Consider the following 3,484-nt stretch of genomic DNA (forward strand, 5'->3'; position numbering starts at 1 on the left):
CCGCCCGCCTGCCCGGCCTGATCGTGAAGCTGGCCCGCCTCAGCGGGCTGCCGGGCTGCCTGCCGCGCACCTGGTTCAACTGGCCCGCCTACGGCGAAAAGCACTTTCAGCAGCCCACCCGCGTGCAGGCCGTTTCGCTGGCCTTCGCCGCCGTGAAGACCGCCGCCCTGCGCAAGCTGGGCCCGCTGGACGAACGCTTTCACGGCGATGCCTTCACCGGGCACGACCTGTGCCGCCGCATCCGCCGCGCGGTGATGTTCGACTGGAACGTGGCCGTAGTGCCGCAGGCCCGCGCCTGCGCGCAGGACGCCTTTGTCCTGCGGCCCGAAGTCGAGGACTTCGACCTGAACGGCGACGGCGTGGTGCGCACCCGCGTGCGCGACGAAATGCTGTACGTGTGGAAGAACTACTGCGTGCTCACCTCGCTGGGCAACAGCCTGCTGGAACTGGCGGGCACCAGCGTGCGCTACGTGGTGTCCGCGCTGCCCGGCATCGGCTGCGACAAGTGCGCCCGCCACAACACCGCCGTGCTGCGCGAAACCTCGCGGGCCATGCTGGATACCCAGCTTGGCATGCAGTCCCCCACCACCCCCTGGTAGCCGGGGCGCTGGCACCGCACACGCGGCCCTGTCCGCGCGCGAAAGGCCGACCCCAACCATGAACGCATCGGGGCGGACGGCGCACACCGTCCGCCCCGTTCATTCCGCCCGCGCAGGCTGGCCTTATGGGCTGCGCCGTGCTATGCTGTACAGGTATATCCGGAAAAAACCACACAAAATGCCAACGGAACCGGTCGACATTTCCTGACCGGCTCCCCCCTCCGCCCACTTCACTCCAAGCCGCCATCCCCGGGAGGACAGACCCCATGCCCTCGACCCATTTCGACAACGGCGTCCTGCAACTGGACACCACCATTCCCGTCCTGGGACCGGCCAAGATACCCACCCCGCTCTGCTACGGCAGCTACGCCGACGAACAGGGCATCCCCCTGTTCCTCGACCGCGAGCACATCGCCGAACTGGGCGCTGAATCCGTCCCCCTGCAGTTCGAACCCGCCGGGCCGCGCAGCCACCTGTATTTCGATTCTTCCAAGACCAAGTGCGCCATCGTCACCTGCGGCGGCCTGTGCCCCGGCATCAACGACGTCATCCGGGCCATCGTCATGGAGGCGTACCACGCCTACAACGTGCCCGCCGTCATCGGCATCCGTTACGGGCTGGAAGGGTTCATCCCCAAGTACCGCCACGAATTCATGGAACTGACCCCGGACAAGGTCTCGGACATCCACCAGTTCGGCGGCACCATCCTGGCCTCGTCGCGCGGGCCGCAGTCGCCCGAAGAGGTGGTGGACGCGCTGGAGCGCATGAACGTCAGCGCCCTGTTCATGATCGGCGGCGACGGCACCATGCGCGCGGCATCGGGCATAGTGGCCGAAATCGCGCGACGCAACCTGCGCATCTCGGTCATCGGCATCCCCAAGACCATCGACAACGACATCAATTTCATCAGCCAGTCGTTCGGCTTCGAAACCGCCGTGTACAAGGCCACGGAAGCCATCCAGTGCGCCCACGTGGAGGCGTTGGGGGCCATGAACGGCGTGGGGCTGGTCAAGCTGATGGGTCGCGAATCGGGCTTCATCGCCGCGCACGCCACCCTTTCGCTGAAGGAAGTGAACTTCGTGCTCATTCCCGAGGTGCGCTTTGCCCTGCACGGCGAAGGGGGCCTGCTGCCTGCGCTGGAAAAGCGGCTGCGTTCGCGCGCCCACGCCGTCATCGTGGTGGCGGAAGGCGCGGGCCAGCACTTGCTGGAAGGCACCGGCGAAACCGACGCCTCGGGCAACCCCATCCTGGGCGATATCGCCACGCTGCTGCGCTCGGAAATCAAGCGCTACTGCGACGAACGCTCGCTGCCGTACGCACTGAAGTACATCGACCCCAGCTACATCATCCGTTCCGTGCCCGCCAACGCCAACGACAGGGTGTACTGCGGCTTTCTGGGCCAGCACGCCGTGCACGCCGCCATGGCCGGGCGCACCGGCATGGTGGTGTCCAAGCTGATGGACCGCTACGTGCACCTGCCGCTGGACCTGGTGACGCGCACCCGGCGCAAGCTGAACGTGGCGTCCGACTACTGGCGGGCGGTGCTGGAGTCCACCGGGCAGGTGGATCTGGCGGGGATGGTGCCGGACAGTACCCGAGCCTGCCCCATCTAGTTTCCGGAGGGGCTTTCCCCCTCTGGCGGCGTCAGCCACCGTGTTCCGCTCGGGTCACGTACCGAAGAGTACGCTCCCTTCGCGGAACACGGGGCTTCCTTGCCAGATGACGAAATCCCCGTCCGGAAACGGTGTCGCGCCCCGGCGCTACGCTTTTGCCCACACGTTTCGCATTGCAACGCCACTTCCCTTACTCCTTCCGGACACGCATCCCCATGCCCACGCCAACGCTGACGCAGATAAAGGCCTCCGCCGGATCGGGAAAGACCTACACCCTGACCCGGCGTTTCCTGTCGTTGCTGGCGGGCGCGCGCGACGAGGACGGACGGGCCTGCGCGCTGGCCGTGGAAGGCGGGCACTGCTGGCCGGACATCCTGGCGGTGACCTTCACCAACAAGGCCGCATCGGAAATGAAGGAGCGGGTCATCCGGCTGCTCAAGGAGCATGCCCTTGCCGATCCGGTCCAAGCCCGGAAAGACGGTGGCGACGGGGCGTGGCCCCCTGCCCGCGCGGCCCGCTGGGTGGACATCATCCTGCGGCGCTATGGCGCGCTGAACATCCGCACCATCGACAGCCTGCTGACCATGCTGGTGCGGCTGGCCGCGCTGGAACTGTCCCTGCCGCCCGACTTCGAGCCGTCCTTTTCACCCGACGAATATTTCGAGCCGCTGTACGACCTGATCCTGGATCGCGCCCGCCGGGGTGATGTCCAATTGCGGGATGACGTGCGCGATGCCTGCCGCCTGCTGCTGTTCCACACCGACCTCAAGGGGTTCACCGTGGGGGCCGGGTTGCGGGTGCGCCTTTCGCAGCTCTTGCAGTTGCATCTGGCCGAAGGCGGCATGTCCCGTCCAGACCCCTTCAATGGCGGCCCCGATCCGTTCGATGAAAACCCCGGCATCCCTCACCGTGGCGGCCTTCCCGATGTGGATACCGATGCCCTGGCGGCCAAGCTGGTCGCCATCCATACCGACATGCGGGACGCCACGGTCACCCTGTCGCGCATTCTGGCCGAAGAGCAACTTTCCGCCGCCGCCAACCTGCACAAGTTTCTGGACAAGTGCACGGAGAACAGCGCCTTTTCCCCGCTGTCCAAGTCGGTCTATCTGGAAAAGGGCGGGCTGGACGACTGCCTGCTCAAGGCGTCCAAAGGCAAGGGCAGCGACGACGCGCGCGCGGCCTTCGACGCCTGGCGCGACGCCTGCAACGACTTTGCGGTGCGCGGGCGGCTCATCCAGCGCGCCTTGCAGGTGGCCCCGCTGCCCGACCTGC

3 protein-coding genes are annotated in these 3,484 nt (G+C 66.8%); all 3 read left to right on the forward strand.

Features of this window, described 5'->3' with window-relative positions; translation table 11 throughout:
• A partial coding sequence (locus tag FVW20_RS10040) for a glycosyltransferase family 2 protein (protein ID WP_372434985.1) occupies positions 1-599 on the forward strand: 599 nt, incomplete at its 5' end.
• 266 nt (positions 600-865) lie between these two features.
• Complete coding sequence (locus FVW20_RS10045; protein WP_196609321.1) at positions 866-2,212, forward strand: ATP-dependent 6-phosphofructokinase; 1,347 nt, start codon at positions 866-868, stop codon at positions 2,210-2,212.
• 215 nt (positions 2,213-2,427) lie between these two features.
• Positions 2,428-3,484 (forward strand): UvrD-helicase domain-containing protein (locus FVW20_RS10050; protein ID WP_196609322.1); only part of this gene is annotated, 1,057 nt, incomplete at its 3' end.

The sequence above is a fragment of the Nitratidesulfovibrio oxamicus genome (genome assembly GCF_015731765.1).
GTDB classification, from domain to species: Bacteria; Desulfobacterota; Desulfovibrionia; order Desulfovibrionales; family Desulfovibrionaceae; genus Cupidesulfovibrio; species Cupidesulfovibrio oxamicus.

Coding starts and splice junctions, on each gene's coding strand:
- FVW20_RS10045 (WP_196609321.1), top strand. CDS start 866: ATGCCCTCGACCCATTTCGACAACGGCGTCCTGCAACTGGACACCACC.